The following is a 226-nucleotide window of genomic DNA, read 5'->3' on the forward strand; positions in this document are numbered from 1 at the left end:
TTTGGGGCCTTAGCTCAGCTGGGAGAGCGCCTGCTTTGCACGCAGGAGGTCAGCGGTTCGATCCCGCTAGGCTCCACCATTTATTTTTAAAAAAGCACTTGACTATTTATCTTAAAAGAGATATAATAATAGAGTTGCTTTAATTATGATCTTTGAAAACTAAACAAGACAAAACGTACCTGTTAATTCATTAAATAAATCGCACATGCGAATGTGCGTAGTCAGG

Annotated in this window: 1 tRNA gene; it reads left to right on the forward strand. The window is 39.8% G+C overall.

Annotation, left to right across the window (positions count from 1 at the left end):
- Positions 1–3: 3 nt before the first annotated feature.
- Positions 4–79 (forward strand) — tRNA-Ala (locus QMZ64_RS23130).
- Positions 80–226: the final 147 nt, after the last annotated feature.

It is taken from the genome of Bacillus sp. LB7, assembly GCF_030449715.1.
Classification (GTDB): domain Bacteria; phylum Bacillota; class Bacilli; order Bacillales; family Bacillaceae; genus Bacillus; species Bacillus paralicheniformis.